Consider the following 17,001-nt stretch of genomic DNA (forward strand, 5'->3'; position numbering starts at 1 on the left):
GCCCCGCGACGCGCTATCGATGCTCGCGCCGCAGGGCCGTGCGGATCAGATGTCCCAGACCAGATTGATCGCGAAGTTGCGGCCCGGCTGGGTCAGGCGATCGAGGTTGGCCGGTTGCGTCACCGAGGCTTCGCCGACGCTGTCATAACCGCGCACGTCATCCCACAGCCAGTACTTCTTGTCGGTCAGGTTGTAGATGCCGCCGCTGACGGTGACGTCGTCGGTGACTTTGTAATAGCCGGCCAGATCGAGAATGCCGAAGCCCGGGGTCTTGAACTGGCTGCTGACGCCATCTGGCGACTTGAAGTTGCTGTCGTCGACGCGGTCCTTTTTCTTCACCACGGTCCAGCTCAGCAGGCCGCCGTAGTGGTCCTGGTCGTAACCCAGGCCGAACACGCCGGTCAGCGGATTGACGCTGTTGAGCGGTTCGCCGCTGTCGTTGTTGCGCCCGTAGGCGTAGGCGATCGAGCCCTGGGTGTAGAGGCCTTGCGGCGCGCCGAAGGTGTCCAGGTTCAGACGACCTTTGACCTCGGCACCCTTGATGGTCGCGTGCTTGATGTTGCTCGACTGGAAGGTCAGCTCGTCGTAACCCGGGGTGACCGCGTCTTCGTTGATGAAGTCGCGGTACTTGTTATAGAACACCGCCACATCGAACGAGCCTTGCTCGAAGTTGCCGCGCAGGCCGGTTTCATAGCTTTTGCTTTTTTCCGGTTCCAGGTTCGGGTTTGGCGCCACGTTGTAGCCGGTGGTGCTGTTTTCGAAGCGGCCGTATAACGCTTTCGCGGTCGGCGTGCGGAAACCTTCGGCGTACTGGCCGTACCAGGTGTAGTGGTCGGTCAGGGCGTAGGTCAGGCCGAATTTGGGCGAGACTTTGTGCCAGGTCTTGTTCTCGTCGCTGACCGTGCCGTTGCCGTCGGCGGCCACGGTGTTGAGGAATTCCTGAGTGATGTGCGGCTTGAGCTGGGTGTAGTCGTAGCGCAGGCCCGGCAGGAAAGTCCACTGGTTCCAGCTGATCTGATCCTGGGCGAACAGGCTGTAGGTGTTGATGGTCGGGTCCGGGAAGTCGCTGGACTTCTTCAGCACGTCGGCTGCGCTGGTGGCACCGATGGCGCTGCAGCCACGGCCGACCGCCAGGCACTTGCCGTCGCCGCTGCGCGAACCGGTGACTTTCTGCTGTTTGATCGTGGTGCCGTAGGTCAGCACGTGATCGGTGTCACCGAGGGCGAAGGCCTTGTCCAGTTGTGCATCGAATACCCACTGTTTCTCCTCGTAGACCGTGTCGCGGGTGCGCAGCACTTTACGGGTCATCGGGTAGTAGAACTCTTCGGTGCTCTGGTCGGTCTTGGCGATCTGGTGATTGAGGCTCCACTTCACGTTATCGGCCAGCAGGCTGTCGAGGGCGAAGCTGTGCTCCAGGCCGAAACGCTCGCGGGTGATGGTGTCGTTGCCGGTGCGCCACTGGTACATGCCGCCGGGCAACATGCTGTCGGGGATGGTCGGGGCGCCGTTGAAGTATGGGCCGCCGTAGGCGCTTTTCTGGTCGGTGTCGCGATCATCCTTGTACTTTTCGTAGGTCAGGCCCAGGCGCGAATCGTCGTTGTAGTTCCAGCCGATCTTGGCCAGTACGTTGGTGGCTTTGACGTCTTCCGGGTTGGCGGCGGTGCGCTCAAGGCCTGTGCCGTTGTTGCTGCCGTAGGAATCGGTTTCGTGGCCGTCGCGCTGGCTGAGGTGCAGCAAACCGTCGAACTGCTCGGCGCGGCCGGCGACGGTGGCGGATTTCAGCCAGCTGTCATCGGCGGAGCTGTAGCCGGTTTTCAGGCGGGCGCCGACGTCTTTGCCAGGCTTGATGATGTCGTCCGGGTCGAGGGTGTAGTAGCTGACCGCGCCGCCGATGGCGTTGCTGCCGTACAGCACCGAGGCCGGGCCGCGAAGGATTTCCACGCGTTTGACGATTTCCGGGTCGACGTAGTTGCGCTGGGTCTTGGCGTACGGACCATTGAAGAAACCATCCGGTACTTCGACGCCGTCAACCTGGGTCAGGATGCGGTCGCCGTCGATGCCACGAATGTTGTAGCCGCTGATACCGCCGCGCTGACCGGCGCCGCCGACGGACACGCCCGGCTCGTAGCGCACCAGATCCTTGATGGTGTTGACGTTGTTGCGGTCCAGGTCCTGGCGAGTCTGCACGGTGACGGTGGCCGGCACGCTGTTGACCGACTGTTCCTGGCGGGTGGCGCTGATGGTCACCTGATCCAGATTGAGCGCGCCGCCGGTGTTGCGCTTCTCCAGCATGACGTTGTTGTTGCTCAGTTTGCGGAAGCTCAGGTTGGTCCCCACCAACAGGCGCTCCAAGGCTTTTTCCGGCGGCAGCGAACCGCGCACGCCCGGCGACGACACGCCCTGACCCAGTTCTGCCGGCAAGCCGACCTGCCAGCCGGTCACGCTGGTGAAGGCATTGAGCGCCGACACCAGCGGTTGCTGGCCGATCGAGAACGAATAATCACCCATGTTGCGCGCCGGTTGTTCGGTGGCGGCCATCAGCGGTGCGGTGCCGGCCATCAGGATGGCGGCCGTCAGCAACGACAACATGCGGGAAGGGGAAGCAGTCTGGCGGGTAAGGCGAGAGGACATCGATAGCGCTCCGTGTCGCACGAATCTTTATAGGTGCTGATCCGCCTCCGAAGATGCGAATCAATTGCATTGGCTATAACGAGACGAACGGGCTTTCGCTATCGAGTAAAAATAATTCTCATTTAGTTCAGGATCACCAGCGCGGGGAATTCCTGCAGGCGCGCCGAGGTGATGTGGGCAAGGGAGCGCACCACGTCCAGCGGCTGGTCGAGGCGGTAGTTGCCGGTGACGTTGACGTCGGCCAACTGCTCATTGGTGTTGATGATCCAGCCCGGGTAGTAGCGGCGCAGTTCGGCCAGCACCTGATTCAACGGGCAGTTCTCGAACACCAGTCGGCCCTGGACCCAGGCCAGTTCGGTGGCGGCATCAAGTTTGGCCGGGCGATCGAAACCGTTGGGGCCGATGCGGATGCTTTCCCCGGCGGACAACCGCACGCGCGCGTCGTTGTGCGTGGCGCGCAGATCGACATCGCCGCGCTGCACATTGACCTGTGCCACGCCGTCCAGATAACGCACGGCGAACGCGGTGTCACGCACGCTGGCCTGTACCGGGCCGGCATCGATTTCCAGCGGCTGGCCACGGTTGGCGGCAATCTCGAAAAACGCTTCGCCCTGATACAGCCGCGCCACGCGCTGGCGTTCATTGATGGTGCTGGAGAACGCCGAGTTGGTGTTGAGCAACACCTTGGAGCCGTCTTCCAGTTGCAGGCGCTGGCGCTCGCCGACCACGGTCAGGTGATCGGCCTGGAGGCGCATCGGCAGGTTGCTGAAACTGAACAGGCCGAGGATCAGCACGGCGGCGGTGGCCAACGGTTTCCAGTGCGGGCGCAGACGTTTGAGCAAGGAGACTTTCGCAGGCTTCGCGGCAAGACGCTGCGCACATTGCACCACCTGCGGCCCATCCCAGATCGCCTGGGCCTTGGCGAACGCCTCGGCATTCAACGGGTCGGCCGCCAGCCACGCGTGAAATTGCCGGGTCTGCTCTTCGTCCGCACTGCCGAGCACGATGAGCCAGTCCAGAGCCTGGTCCATTGCGCTAGCGACGTCCTGCGCTGTGTCGGGCGAAGGCGGGCGGTGGGTGTCCGTCACGGTGGTTCCTCGGGCTTCTGGCGAAGCAGTTTCTAGCGTCAAGCTGCAAGCTGCAAGCCAGATGCGTGTACTGCTTTTCGTTTTTACTTGGAGCTTGAAGCTTACAGCTTGCCGCTGCTGTCGTGTCGTTCGGCGACGCCGATGCAAATGCTCATGATCAACTTCAGTTCCTTCTGCACGGTACTGAGGGACACGTTCAGTTCGTCGGCAATTTCCTGGTAACTGTGCCCGTGCAGACGGCTGAGGATGAAAATCTGCTGCTGGCGCGGGCTGAGTTGACTGAGGCTCACGTTCAGGCGCTCCAGCAATTGTTCGGCGTGGGCGGCGTCTTCGGCGCTGCTGGCGGGGGCGGCGACGCTGTGCACCACCTCTTGCGGCACGTCATCGAGCATGGTCCGCGAATGGATCTTGTGCGCACGCAGATGATCCAGCGCCAGGTTGCGCGCGGTCTGGAAGACAAAAGGTTCGAGGTGATCGATGGCGCGCTCGCTCAGCGCCCGCGTGACGCGCAGGTAGGTTTCCTGCAGCAGGTCTTCGGCGGTGCTGTGGTTGTTGACCATCCGCTCGATCGTGCGCAACAGGGACGTGCGCTGAGAGAGGAAGACGTGGTTGAAGCGCGATTGACTCACGGGGGAACCTGATCCATTTTGAGCGAATGATAATGCTTATCATCCAGTCGAGTGGTCAAGTCTTGATTTTGAATACAGCGCAAACCTGTAGGCGTGAGCCTGCTCGCGATAGCGGTCGCTTAGCCACAACTTCTATGACTGACAGATCGCAATCGCGAGCAGGCTCACTCCTACACGAGGTTGTCGGTTACTCGGCGTTGCAGAGCGCCAGGCAGTTATCCAGCATGCGGTTGGAGAAGCCCCATTCGTTGTCGTACCAGGCCAGCACTTTCAGCAATTTGCCGCTGGCTTTGGTGTGGTTGGCGTCGAAGATCGACGACAGCGGGTTGTGGTTGAAGTCACTGGAAACCAGCGGCAACGTGTTGTAACCCAAAATTTTCGAGTGCTGGCTGGCGGCTTTCATCAGCGCGTTGACTTCGTCGGCCGAGGCTTCGCGTTTGAGCTGCACGGTCAGGTCCACCAACGACACATTGATCACCGGCACACGCACGGCCATGCCGGTCAGTTTGCCCGCCAGTTCCGGCAGCACCAGGCCTACCGCTTCGGCGGCGCCGGTCTTGCTTGGGATCATGTTCTGCGTGGCAGAACGCGCGCGGTACGGGTCGGTGTGGTAGACGTCGGTGAGGTTCTGGTCGTTGGTGTAGGCGTGAATGGTGGTCATCAGGCCGCTTTCAATGCCCAGCTCGCGATGCAGCACCTGCGCCACGGGCGCCAGGCAGTTGGTGGTGCACGAAGCGTTGGAGATGATCTGGTGCGACTGGCGCAGAATGTCGTGGTTCACGCCGTAAACGACGGTGGCGTCCGCGCCTTTGGCCGGCGCCGAGATGATGACTTTGCGCGCGCCGGCAGTAATATGCGCGGCCGCTTTGGCGCGGTCGGTGAACAGACCGGTGCATTCGAACACCACATCGATCTTTTCCGCGGCCCACGGCAGCTCGGCCGGGTTGCGAATCGCGCTGACCGAAATGCGGTCGCCATTGACCGTCAGGCTCTCATTGTCATGGGCCACTTCGGCGTCGAATGTGCCATGAACGGTGTCGTACTTGAGCAAATGGGCGTTGATGGCGCTGTCGCCCAGATCGTTGATAGCGACGATCTGCAAATCCTGTCGATAGCCTTGGGTATACAGTGCGCGCAGGACATTACGGCCGATACGGCCAAAACCATTGATTGCAATTCGAAGAGTCATTGAACAGCGCCGCCGTCGTTTTGTTGTTGGAATTACAAGATTATTCGCATAAAAATAGAAAACAAGCCTTTTTAGTGGCAATATTTTGTTTTATCTACAACGAGTGACCTGAATCAACTGGTCCGAATGGTCAAAAAAGCCGTCTGTCATTCAAACAACAGCGGCGTTTGATCAGCATAGACAATCAGGTCGCCACATCCGTTAGCCTGGAGTTCTACACATGCATCCCCGCGTTCTTGAGGTCACCGAACGGCTTATCGCCCGCAGCCGCGCCACGCGTCAGGCTTACCTTGCACTGATTCGCGGTGCCGCCACTGACGGGCCGATGCGCGGCAAGCTGCAATGCGCCAACTTCGCCCACGGCGTGGCCGGGTGTGGCAGCGAAGACAAGCACAGCCTGCGGATGATGAACTCGGCGAACATCGCCATTGTTTCGTCGTATAACGACATGCTCTCGGCACACCAGCCGTACGAAGTGTTCCCGCAACAGATCAAAAACGCCCTGCGTGAAATCGGTTCGGTCGGCCAGTTCGCCGGCGGTACGCCAGCGATGTGCGATGGCGTGACCCAGGGCGAGCCAGGCATGGAGCTGAGCCTGCCGAGCCGCGAAGTGATCGCCATGTCCACAGCAGTGGCGCTGTCGCACAACATGTTCGACGGCGCGCTGATGCTTGGCATCTGCGACAAGATCGTGCCGGGACTAATGATGGGTTCGCTGCGCTTCGGCCATCTGCCGACGATCTTCGTTCCGGGCGGGCCGATGGTCTCGGGGATTTCCAACAAGGAAAAAGCCGACGTGCGGCAGAAGTACGCCGAAGGCAAAGCGACCCGCGAAGAGCTGCTGGAATCGGAGATGAAGTCCTACCACAGCCCGGGCACCTGCACCTTCTACGGCACCGCCAACACCAACCAGTTGCTGATGGAAGTCATGGGCCTGCACTTGCCGGGCGCCTCTTTCGTCAACCCGAACACGCCGCTGCGCGACGCCCTGACCCGCGAAGCCGCGCATCAGGTCACGCGCCTGACCAAGCAGAATGGCAACTTCATGCCGATCGGCGAAATCGTCGACGAGAAGGCGCTGGTCAACTCGATCGTCGCGCTGCACGCCACCGGCGGCTCGACCAACCACACCCTGCACATGCCGGCGATCGCCATGGCGGCGGGTATTCAGTTGACCTGGCAGGACATGGCCGACCTCTCCGAAGTCGTGCCGACCCTGAGCCACGTTTACCCGAACGGTAAAGCGGACATCAACCACTTCCAGGCGGCGGGCGGCATGTCGTTCCTGATCCGCGAACTGCTCGAAGCCGGCCTGCTGCACGAAGACGTCAACACCGTGCTCGGCCATGGCCTGAGCCGTTACACCAAAGAGCCGTTCCTGGAAAACGGTGAGCTGGTGTGGCGCGAAGGCCCGATCGAAAGCCTCGACGAAAACATCCTGCGTCCAGTCGCCCGAGCGTTCTCGGCCGAGGGCGGCTTGCGGGTGATGGAAGGCAATCTCGGGCGTGGCGTGATGAAAGTCTCCGCCGTGGCGCTGGAAAACCAGATCGTCGAAGCGCCGGCCATGGTGTTCCAGGATCAGCAGGACCTGGCCGATGCGTTCAAGGCCGGTCTGCTGGAGAAGGATTTTGTCGCGGTGATGCGCTTCCAGGGCCCGCGCTCCAACGGTATGCCCGAGCTGCACAAGATGACGCCGTTCCTCGGTGTGCTGCAGGATCGCGGCTTCAAAGTCGCGCTGGTGACCGACGGGCGCATGTCCGGCGCGTCGGGGAAAATCCCGGCGGCGATTCACGTCAGCCCGGAAGCTTATGTCGGTGGTGCTTTGGCGCGGGTGCAAGAGGGCGATATCATCCGCGTCGATGGCGTCAAAGGGACTTTGGAACTCAAGGTCGACGCCGCCGAATTCGCAGCGCGCGAACCCGCCAAAGGCCTGTTGGGCAACAACATCGGCAGCGGTCGCGAACTGTTTGGCTTCATGCGTTTGGCCTTCAGCTCGGCGGAGCAGGGCGCCAGCGCCTTCACTTCTGCCCTGGAGACGCTTAATTGAAACTGGCTTTGGTCGGTGATATCGGAGGCACCAACGCGCGGTTCGCGTTGTGGAAAAACCAGCAACTGGAATCGGTTCAGGTGCTGGCCACGGCCGACCACGCCAGCCCGGAGGAGGCAATCAGCCTGTACCTGAGCGGCCTCGGTCTGGCGCCGGGCTCGATCGGTTCGGTATGCCTGTCGGTGGCGGGGCCTGTGAGTGGTGATGAATTCAAGTTCACCAACAATCACTGGCGCCTGAGCCGCATGGCGTTCTGCAAGACCTTGCAGGTCGAGCAACTGCTGCTGATCAACGACTTCTCGGCGATGGCGCTGGGCATGACCCGCTTGCAGCCCGGCGAATTCCGCGTGGTCTGCGAAGGCACGCCGGAGCCGTTGCGCCCGGCGGTGGTGATCGGTCCGGGCACTGGTCTGGGCGTCGGCACTTTGCTCGATCTGGGTGAGGGGCGTTTCGCGGCATTGCCGGGGGAGGGCGGTCACGTCGATCTGCCGTTGGGCAGCCTGCGGGAAACACAACTCTGGCAGCACATCCACAACGAAATCGGCCATGTCAGCGCGGAAACCGCGTTGAGCGGCGGCGGGTTGCCACGGGTTTATCGGGCGATCTGCGCGGTGGACGGGCATGAACCGACACTCGACACACCGGAAGCGATCACCGCGGCCGGTCTGGCGGGGGACCCGATCGCGCTGGAAGTGCTGGAGCAGTTCTGCTGCTGGCTCGGCCGCGTGGCGGGCAACAACGTGCTGACCACCGGTGGGCGTGGCGGCGTGTTTATCGTTGGCGGGGTGATTCCACGGTTTGCCGACTTCTTCCTCGAAAGCGGTTTCGCCCGCAGCTTCGCCGACAAGGGCTGCATGAGCGATTACTTCAAGGGCATTCCGGTGTGGCTGGTGACGGCGCCGTATTCCGGGCTGGTCGGTGCCGGTGTAGCGCTGGAACAATCCGTTCCTGTAGTGACATAAGTAACCTGTGGCGAGGGAGCTTGCTCCCGCTCGACTGCGTAGCAATCGCAACTCCGGCCAGCACGATGTCAGAGGCAAAACATCGGGGCTGCTTCGCAGCCCAGCGGGAGCAAGCTCCCTCGCCACAAAAGCTCGTACGCCATCTGTTTTTGCTCAGGCATAATCCGCCCCAATTCCAACAACAAGGATGCCTTCGAAGTGAGCTCAGTCAACAAGTCGATATTGTTGGTCGATGACGACCAGGAAATACGCGAGTTGCTGGAAACCTACCTGACCCGCGCCGGGTTTCAGGTGCGGGCCACAGCCGATGGCGCCAGTTTCCGCCAGGCACTCAACGAAGCACCGAGCGATCTGGTGATCCTCGATGTGATGTTGCCCGACGAGGACGGCTTCAGCCTGTGCCGCTGGGTGCGTCAGCATCCGCGTCAGGCGCAGGTGCCGATCATCATGCTCACCGCCAGTTCCGACGAGGCCGACCGGGTAATCGGTCTGGAGCTCGGCGCTGACGATTATCTGGGCAAACCTTTCAGCCCTCGCGAACTGCAAGCGCGGATCAAGGCGTTGCTGCGTCGTGCGCAGTTCGGCCAGGAACGCGGCGGCAGTGAAGTGCTGGCCTTCGACGAGTGGCGGCTGGACATGGTCAGCCATCGGCTGTTTCACACCGACGGCGAGGAAGTGATTCTCTCCGGCGCCGACTTCGCGTTGTTGAAACTGTTCCTTGATCACCCGCAGGAAATCCTCGACCGCGACACCATCGGCAACGCCACCCGCGGCCGTGAGCTGATGCCGCTCGACCGCATCGTCGACATGGCCGTCAGCCGCTTGCGCCAGCGCCTGCGTGACACGGAAAAACCGCCGCGACTGATTCGCACCGTGCGCGGCAGCGGCTACCAACTGGCAGCCAATGTGGTTGCCGGCAATGCTCACTGAGTCGCTGCGCCGGCTCGCCAGCAAGGTGCCGGTGCCGCGTTCGCTGCTGGGGCGGATGCTCCTGTTGACGCTGTTGGCGGTGCTGTTTGCGCAGACCTTGTCGAGCGTGATCTGGGTTTCGCAACTGCGCGCCACCCAGCTCGAAGGTCTGGTCACCAGCGCCCGTAGCCTCGCCCATTCGATGACCGCCAGCGTCAGTTATTTCCGCTCGCTGCCGGTGGCGTACCGACCGCTGGTGCTCGACCAGTTGCGCAGCATGGGCGGCACCCGTTTCGTGGTGACGCTCAACGATAAACCGCTGGGCATGGACGTGCTGCCGATCACCCCGCGCAAGGCGGCGGTGATTCAGGCGGTGGACGAAGTGCTGCGCCAGTCGCTGGGCCATGACACTGATATCTCGGTGACGTTCGTCAGCCCCGAAGACCTGCGGATTTTCAACGCCGGACTCAAGCTCGATGAGCTTCCACGTTCTTGGGCGCATTACGCGCTGACCCTGGAGCCGGTGAACCCGCCGGTGCTGGTCACCCAGATTCAAATGGCCCCGGGCGAATGGCTGTACATCGCGTCGCTGTTGCCCGAGCCCTACACCAGTCTTGAAGAACAAGGCCTGCCGGCGCAACAGGTGTGGTTCATCGTCCTCACCAGCGGCTTTTTGCTGTTGTTCATCGGCCTGCTGGTGCACTGGCAGAGTCGGCCGCTCAAGCGTCTGGCGCGGGCGGCGCGGGATCTGTCGCTGGGTGCCGACGTCGAACCGGTGGCCGAGGGTGGTGGCAGTGAAGTGGTGGAAGTGGGCCGTGCGTTCAACACCATGCGTGAGCGTATCAGCCGTTACCTGACCGAACGCAGCCAGTTGTTCAGTGCGATTTCCCATGATTTGCGCACGCCAATCACCCGCCTGCGCTTGCGCGTCGAGCTGCTGGAAGACGAGCAACTGCAAGCCAAGTTCGGTCGGGATCTGGATGAACTGGAGCTGCTGGTCAAAGGCGCGCTGCAGTGCGTGAAAGACACCGACATCCACGAGAACATCGAGCCGGTGGACCTGAATCATGTGCTCGACTGCCTGGTGGAGCCGTATCTGGCGCCCAACGGCAATGGCCGCGTGACTCAGCAAGGCAAGGCGCTGGCGGCGTATCCGGGCAAGCCTCTGGCGTTGAAGCGCTGCATCGGCAACCTGATCGACAACGCGTTGAAGTACGGGCAGAACGCGCACCTGCACGTCGACGATGATGAGCGCGCGTTTGTCCTGCACGTCGACGACGAAGGCCCGGGCGTGCCGGAGCAACGGCTGGAGCAGGTGTTCGAGCCGCATTTTCGTCTGGCGGGGCAGCAGCAGGGTTATGGCCTCGGTTTGGGCATTGCGCGCAACATTGCCCATAGCCATGGCGGCGAGGTGACGTTGCAGAACCTGCGTGAGGGTGGGTTGCGGGTGACGTTGCAGCTGCCGCGTTCAGTAGACTGAAGATCAAAAAGATCGCAGCCTTCGGCAGCTCCTGCATTTGGAATGCATTTCCCTGCAGGAGCTGCCGAAGGCTGCGATCTTTTGACTTTGCTTTTCTAATGTCACGGCTTGGTGACAAAACCCGCCCCCTTCGTTACAAGCCCGGCCCGGCCCGTTGTTTAGACTGCCCGCAGTCATAACAACAAAAAAGGGCCACTCCATGGACACCTTTCACCCAGGCTTCAGCAGTTGGCTGAATGCCCCTGCCCACCAGCAATGGCTCGCCGACGAAGGTCTGCGCCTGCTGGCGTTCGCCAAGGCTTCAAAGCTGCCTGAAGGTTTCGGCAACCTCGACGAGCGCGGCCGTCTGCCTGCGAACGCGCAAGCCGAAACCATGAACACCGCGCGCATGACCCACAGCTTCGCCATGGCCCACATTCAGGGCCTGCCGGGGTTCGCCGAACTGGTCGATCACGGCATCGCGGCCCTGCGTGGCCCGTTGCGTGATGCGCTGCACGGCGGCTGGTTTGCGGTCGCCGAACACCGCGACGGCAACACCGGCAAGAACGCCTACCTGCATGCTTTTGTCGCGCTCGCGGCCAGCTCGGCGGTGGTCGCGCAACGTCCCGACGCCCAAGCATTGCTGGATGACGCCATCGACATCATCGACACCTATTTCTGGTGCGAAGAAGAGGGCGCCATGCGCGAATTTTTCAATCGCGACTGGCGCGAAGAAGAAGCCTATCGCGGCGCCAACAGCAACATGCACGCCACCGAAGCGTTCCTCGCACTGGCCGATGTCACCGAAGACCCGCGCTGGCTGGTGCGCGCGCAACGCATCGTCGAGCGGGTGATCCACGGTCACGCCGCCGCCAACGGTTACAGGGTCATCGAACACTTCGACCGCGACTGGCAACCGCTGCGCGAGTACAACCACGACAACCCGGCCGACGGCTTCCGTCCCTACGGCACCACCCCGGGCCACGGTTTCGAGTGGGCGCGGCTGTTGCTGCACCTCGAAGCGGCGCGGGTTAAGGCCGGTATGCTCACCCCGGGCTGGCTGGCGACCGATGCGCAAAAACTCTTCGAGCAGAACTGCCGCCACGGCTGGGACGTCGATGGCGCGCCGGGGATCGTCTACACCCTCGACTGGGACAACAAGGCCGTGGTGCGCCATCGTCTGCACTGGACTCATGCCGAGGCCAGCGCCGCTGCCAGCGCCTTGCTCAAACGCACCGGTGATGCGCAGTACGAAGCCTGGTACCGACTGTTCTGGGAATTCTGTGAAGGCCATTTCATTGACCGGTGCGATGGCAGCTGGCACCACGAACTCGATCCGCAAAACCGTCCGAGCGCCGATATCTGGCCGGGCAAGCCCGATCTGTATCATGCCTGGCAGGCGGTTCTGATCCCTCGTCTACCCTTGTCACCCAGTATGGCAACGGCTCTGGCGCAATTATCCCGGGCTGTTCCTATGTAACCATGCGGTGACATTTGCGCATCCCTTCGTTACCTGCGAAGGGAATCGCCCTGTTTAAACTCCTGTGCAGCGCAAGCACCAGACTTGCATGCATAACAACAAGAAAGGTACATCTCAGATGAATGCGATTTCTCGCCTCGCTACTGTCATTTCTGTCGCCTCCCTGTTCCCGCTCGCAATTCTGCCTCTCAGTGTTTCCGCTGCCGAATCCAAAGGTTCGGTCGAAGTCGTGCACTGGTGGACGTCCGGTGGCGAAAAAGCCGCCGTTGATGTGCTCAAGGCGCAAGTCGAAAAAGACGGTTTCACCTGGAAAGACGGCGCTGTCGCCGGCGGTGGCGGTGCCACGGCCATGACCGTGCTGAAAAGCCGTGCCGTGGCTGGCAACCCGCCAGGCGTCGCCCAGATCAAGGGCCCGGACATCCAGGAATGGGCGTCCACCGGTCTGCTCGACACCGACGTGCTGAAAGACGTCGCCAAGTCGGAAAAGTGGGACAGCCTGCTCGACAAGAAAGTCTCCGATACCGTGAAGTACGACGGTGATTACGTGGCCGTGCCGGTGAACATTCACCGGGTGAACTGGCTGTGGATCAACCCGGAAGTCTTCAAGAAAGCCGGCATCACCAAGAACCCGACCACCCTCGAAGAATTCTACGCCGCTGGCGACAAGCTCAAGGCTGCGGGCTTCATCCCGCTGGCCCACGGCGGTCAGCCTTGGCAGGACAGCACCGTGTTCGAAGCCGTGGTGCTCTCGGTCATGGGCGTTGATGGTTACAAGAAAGCCCTGGTCGACCTGGACAACAAGGCGTTGACCGGTCCGGAAATGGTCAAGGCGCTGACCGAACTGAAGAAAGTCGCGACCTACATGGACGCCGACGGCAAGGGCCAGGACTGGAACCTGGAAGCGGCCAAGGTCATCAACGGCAAGGCCGGCATGCAGATCATGGGTGACTGGGCGAAGTCCGAATGGACCGCTGCCAAGAAAGTCGCCGGCAAGGACTACGAGTGCGTAGCGTTCCCGGGTACCGACAAGGCGTTCACCTACAACATCGACTCCCTGGCGGTGTTCAAGCAGAAAGACAAAGGCACTGCGGCGGGTCAGCAGGACATCGCCAAAGTCGTGCTGGGTGAAAACTTCCAGAAAGTCTTCAGCATCAACAAAGGCTCGATCCCGGTGCGTAACGACATGTTGAACAACATGGACAAGCTCGGCTTCGATTCCTGCGCGCAAACCGCTGCCAAGGACTTCCTGGCAGACGCCAAGTCCGGCGGCCTGCAACCAAGCATGGCGCACAACATGGCGACCACGCTGGCGGTGCAGGGCGCGTTCTTTGATGTCGTGACCAACTACATCAACGACCCGAAAGCCGACCCGGCCGATGCGGCCAAGAAACTGGGCGCGGCGGTTCAGTCGGCCAAGTAATTCTTGGCCCCTGTAGGAGTGAGCCTGCTCGCGATAGAGGTTTGTCAGGTAACAGATTCATCAACTGACACACCGCAATCGCGAGCAGGCTCACTCCTGCAAGGGGACGAGTTGCCCAAGTAGTCCTTTTCTCTCGTACTGGATTTCCCCATGAGTTCTGTTGCTGTGTTCAGCAAGGCCTCGCCGTTCGATGCACTGCAGCGCTGGCTACCGAAACTGGTGCTGGCGCCGAGCATGTTCATCGTGCTGGTGGGCTTCTATGGCTACATCCTGTGGACGTTCGTGCTGTCGTTCACCACCTCGACTTTCCTGCCCAACTACAAGTGGGCGGGACTTGCGCAATACGCACGGCTGTTCGACAACGACCGCTGGTGGGTGGCGAGCAAGAACCTCGCGGTGTTCGGTGGCATGTTCATCGGCATCACGCTGGTGATCGGTGTGCTGCTGGCGGTGTTCCTCGACCAGCGCATCCGTCGCGAAGGCTTTATCCGCACCATTTACCTGTACCCGATGGCGCTCTCGATGATCGTCACCGGTACCGCGTGGAAATGGCTGCTCAACCCGGGCATGGGCCTGGACAAATTGTTGCGTGACTGGGGCTGGGAAGGCTTCCGTCTGGACTGGCTGATCGACCCTGATCGCGTGGTGTACTGCCTGGTGATCGCTGCTGTGTGGCAAGCCTCGGGCTTCATCATGGCGATGTTCCTCGCCGGCCTGCGTGGTGTCGATCAGTCGATCATCCGTGCCGCGCAGATCGATGGCGCGAGCATGCCGACCATCTACTGGAAAGTGGTGCTGCCAAGCCTGCGTCCGGTGTTCTTCAGTGCGGTGATGATCCTCGCCCACATCGCGATCAAGAGCTTCGACCTGGTCGCGGCGATGACTGCGGGTGGTCCGGGTTATTCCTCCGACCTGCCGGCGATGTTCATGTATTCCTTCACCTTCAGTCGCGGCCAGATGGGCATGGGCTCGGCCAGTGCGATTCTGATGCTCGGTGCGATTCTCGCGATCATCGTGCCTTACCTGTACTCCGAGCTGAGGACCAAGCGTCATGACTAGTCTCGCTGCCAAACCCGCCTTCAGCCTCAGTCGCGTGGCGATCTACGCGGTGCTGATCCTCGCGGTCCTGCTGTACCTGATTCCGCTGGTGGTGATGCTGCTGACCAGTTTCAAGACCCCGGAAGACATCAGCACCGGCAACCTGCTGAGCTGGCCGACCGTGGTCAGCGGCATCGGCTGGGTCAAGGCCTGGGCCACGGTTGACGGTTACTTCTGGAACTCGATCAAGATCACCGTGCCGGCCGTGGTCATCTCCACCGCCATCGGCGCGCTGAACGGTTACGTGTTGTCGATGTGGCGGTTCCGCGGTTCGCAGCTGTTCTTCGGTCTGCTGCTGTTCGGCTGCTTCCTGCCGTTCCAGACTGTGCTGCTGCCGGCCTCGTTCACTCTCGGCAAGATGGGCCTGGCGAGCACCACCACCGGCCTCGTCTTCGTCCACGTGGTCTACGGTCTGGCGTTCACTACGCTGTTCTTCCGTAACTACTACGTGAGCATTCCCGATGCGCTGGTGAAAGCTGCACGTCTGGATGGCGCGGGTTTCTTCACGATTTTCCGGCGGATCATTCTGCCGATGTCGACCCCGATCATCATGGTCTGCCTGATCTGGCAGTTCACCCAGATCTGGAACGACTTCCTGTTCGGTGTGGTGTTCTCCAGCGGTGATTCGCAACCGATCACGGTGGCGCTGAACAACCTGGTCAACACCAGCACCGGGGCCAAGGAATACAACGTTGATATGGCAGCGGCGATGATCGCCGGGCTGCCGACCCTGCTGGTCTATGTGGTCGCAGGCAAGTATTTCGTGCGCGGGCTGACGGCCGGCGCAGTCAAGGGGTAATCATGGCAACGCTCGAACTTCGCAACGTCAACAAGACCTACGGTGCCGGCCTGCCGGACACCCTGAAGAACATCGAACTGTCGATCAAGGACGGTGAGTTCCTGATCCTCGTCGGCCCGTCGGGCTGCGGCAAGTCGACCCTGATGAACTGCATCGCCGGCCTCGAGACCATCACCGGTGGCGCGATCATGATCGGCGACCAGGACGTCAGCGGCATGAGCCCGAAGGATCGTGACATCGCCATGGTGTTCCAGTCCTACGCGCTGTACCCGACCATGAGCGTGCGCGAGAACATCGAGTTCGGTCTGAAGATCCGCAAGATGTCGCAGTCGGCGATCGACGAAGAAGTCGCGCGCGTGGCCAAGCTGCTGCAGATCGAACACCTGCTCAACCGCAAGCCGGGCCAGCTCTCCGGTGGTCAGCAACAGCGTGTGGCGATGGGCCGTGCCCTGGCGCGGCGGCCGAAGATCTATCTGTTCGACGAACCGCTGTCCAACCTCGACGCCAAGCTGCGCGTCGAGATGCGCACCGAAATGAAACTGATGCACCAGCGCCTGAAAACCACCACGGTCTACGTGACCCACGACCAGATCGAAGCGATGACCCTGGGCGACAAAGTGGCGGTGATGAAGGACGGGATCATTCAGCAGTTCGGCACGCCGAAAGAGATCTACAACGACCCGGCCAACCTGTTCGTGGCGAGCTTCATCGGTTCGCCGCCGATGAACTTCATTCCGCTGCGCCTGCAACGCAAGGACGGTCGTCTGCTGGCGTTGCTCGACAGCGGCCAAGCCCGTTGCGAGTTGCCGATGAGCATGCAGGACGCCGGGCTGGAAGATCGCGAAGTGATCCTCGGTCTGCGCCCTGAACAGATTGTTCTGGCGAACGGAGAGGGCAATGGCCTGCCGAGCATCAAGGCGCAAGTGCAGGTCACCGAGCCGACCGGTCCGGACACGCTAGTGTTCGTCAACCTGAATGAAACCAAGGTCTGCTGCCGTCTGGCGCCGGACGTGGCGCCGCAGGTGGGCGAAACCCTGACACTGCAATTCGATCCGTCGAAAGTGTTGTTGTTCGATGCCAATACCGGTGAGCGCCTCGGCACTGCCGGCCAACCGCAGACCGATGCGCGGTCTGCGAACGTGGCGCAATTCAAAGGCCGCTGACGAACAAGTGTAGGAGTGAGCCTGCTCGCGATGACGGTGTATCAGTCGACAGAGATGTTGAATGTAAAACCGCTATCGCGAGCAGGCTCACTCCTACAAGGAGCACGCGGTGCCCGGCCTGTCGAGC

General features: G+C 61.5%; 13 protein-coding genes. 9 read left to right on the forward strand and 4 right to left on the reverse strand.

The window, feature by feature from the left end:
- Positions 1–45 precede the first annotated feature (45 nt).
- From KKQ10_RS26260 to gap, 4 genes are all read right to left on the reverse strand, one after another.
- Positions 46–2,631: a TonB-dependent receptor gene (locus KKQ10_RS26260; RefSeq protein ID WP_215502757.1), complete on the reverse strand. Its 2,586-nt coding sequence runs from the start codon at positions 2,629–2,631 to the stop codon at positions 46–48.
- Between the two features lie 122 nt (positions 2,632–2,753).
- Positions 2,754–3,719 (reverse strand): FecR family protein, encoded by a 966-nt coding sequence (locus tag KKQ10_RS26265; protein ID WP_215502758.1) that lies wholly within the window; start codon positions 3,717–3,719, stop codon positions 2,754–2,756.
- A gap of 101 nt (positions 3,720–3,820) precedes the next feature.
- Positions 3,821–4,348: an RNA polymerase sigma factor gene (locus KKQ10_RS26270; RefSeq protein WP_127651278.1), complete on the reverse strand. Its 528-nt coding sequence runs from the start codon at positions 4,346–4,348 to the stop codon at positions 3,821–3,823.
- A 187-nt stretch (positions 4,349–4,535) separates the two neighbouring features.
- On the reverse strand, positions 4,536–5,537 hold the full coding sequence (gene gap, locus KKQ10_RS26275; RefSeq protein WP_127651279.1) for a type I glyceraldehyde-3-phosphate dehydrogenase: 1,002 nt from the start codon (positions 5,535–5,537) through the stop codon (positions 4,536–4,538).
- 220 nt (positions 5,538–5,757) lie between these two features.
- On the opposite strand from gap, the gene edd reads away from it, so the two are divergent.
- From edd to KKQ10_RS26320, 9 genes are all read left to right on the forward strand, one after another.
- Positions 5,758–7,584 carry a phosphogluconate dehydratase gene (gene edd / locus KKQ10_RS26280; protein ID WP_127651280.1) on the forward strand — a complete coding sequence of 609 codons (1,827 nt, stop codon included), beginning with the start codon at positions 5,758–5,760 and terminating at the stop codon, positions 7,582–7,584.
- Complete coding sequence (locus tag KKQ10_RS26285) at positions 7,581–8,546, forward strand: glucokinase (protein ID WP_127651281.1); 966 nt, start codon at positions 7,581–7,583, stop codon at positions 8,544–8,546. Before edd ends, KKQ10_RS26285 begins: the two co-directional genes overlap by 4 nt.
- A 198-nt stretch (positions 8,547–8,744) precedes the next feature.
- Positions 8,745–9,476: a response regulator gene (locus KKQ10_RS26290; protein WP_127651282.1), complete on the forward strand. Its 732-nt coding sequence runs from the start codon at positions 8,745–8,747 to the stop codon at positions 9,474–9,476.
- The gene (locus KKQ10_RS26295) at positions 9,466–10,935 is read left to right on the forward strand and encodes an ATP-binding protein (RefSeq protein ID WP_127651283.1); all 1,470 of its coding nucleotides are present in this window, start codon (positions 9,466–9,468) and stop codon (positions 10,933–10,935) included. The genes KKQ10_RS26290 and KKQ10_RS26295 overlap by 11 nt, the downstream gene beginning before the upstream one ends.
- 199 nt (positions 10,936–11,134) lie before the next feature.
- Positions 11,135–12,394, forward strand: a complete 1,260-nt coding sequence (locus KKQ10_RS26300) for a D-mannose isomerase (RefSeq protein WP_127651284.1) — start codon at positions 11,135–11,137, stop codon at positions 12,392–12,394.
- A gap of 118 nt (positions 12,395–12,512) precedes the next feature.
- A complete protein-coding gene (locus KKQ10_RS26305) occupies positions 12,513–13,814 on the forward strand; it encodes an ABC transporter substrate-binding protein (protein WP_127651285.1) in 1,302 nt (433 codons plus the stop codon).
- A 150-nt stretch (positions 13,815–13,964) separates the two neighbouring features.
- Complete coding sequence (locus tag KKQ10_RS26310) at positions 13,965–14,873, forward strand: carbohydrate ABC transporter permease (RefSeq protein WP_003227452.1); 909 nt, start codon at positions 13,965–13,967, stop codon at positions 14,871–14,873.
- On the forward strand, positions 14,866–15,711 hold the full coding sequence (locus KKQ10_RS26315; RefSeq protein WP_047599569.1) for a carbohydrate ABC transporter permease: 846 nt from the start codon (positions 14,866–14,868) through the stop codon (positions 15,709–15,711). Before KKQ10_RS26310 ends, KKQ10_RS26315 begins: the two co-directional genes overlap by 8 nt.
- A gap of 2 nt (positions 15,712–15,713) precedes the next feature.
- Entirely contained in the window at positions 15,714–16,874 is a 1,161-nt protein-coding gene (locus tag KKQ10_RS26320) for an ABC transporter ATP-binding protein (RefSeq protein ID WP_215502759.1), read from the forward strand.
- Positions 16,875–17,001 lie beyond the last annotated feature (127 nt).

Origin of the sequence: Pseudomonas sp. MG-9, from assembly GCF_018729515.1 — a bacterium.
Taxonomy (GTDB): domain Bacteria; phylum Pseudomonadota; class Gammaproteobacteria; order Pseudomonadales; family Pseudomonadaceae; genus Aquipseudomonas; species Aquipseudomonas serboccidentalis.